The sequence below is a fragment of the Arthrobacter sp. 'calajunan' genome (genome assembly GCF_046940185.1).
In the GTDB taxonomy this organism is placed as follows: Bacteria; Actinomycetota; Actinomycetes; order Actinomycetales; family Micrococcaceae; genus Glutamicibacter; species Glutamicibacter soli.
Window position 1 is genome coordinate 1 of the sequence record NZ_JBKZDY010000057.1, and the last position, 243, is coordinate 243.

At 65.8% G+C, this 243-nt stretch carries 1 pseudogene; it reads right to left on the bottom strand.

Annotated elements, in window-relative coordinates:
* Window positions 1-243, bottom strand: a pseudogene (locus tag RF641_RS17645) (HNH endonuclease); the annotation flags it as partial.

Sequence of the window (243 nt, forward strand, 5' to 3'; positions counted from 1 at the left end):
GGTGCGCGGGTCGCCGTGCTGGCGCAGCCGGCGGGATTCTTGGCGCAGGTGCTGTTGCAGGGCGGTGCCGGCGGCGAGGGGGAGTTTGCCGTTGACGCGGATGCAGTCGCGGTCCTTGGTGAAGCGCAGGTAGCGGTCGGTGCCCGCTTCCTTGATGCGGTAGGACTTGGTGTGGCTTTCGAACTGCAGGGTGTATTGGGTGACGGTTTCGCTGATCTGCTTGGGTCCCATGCCGTCGAACAG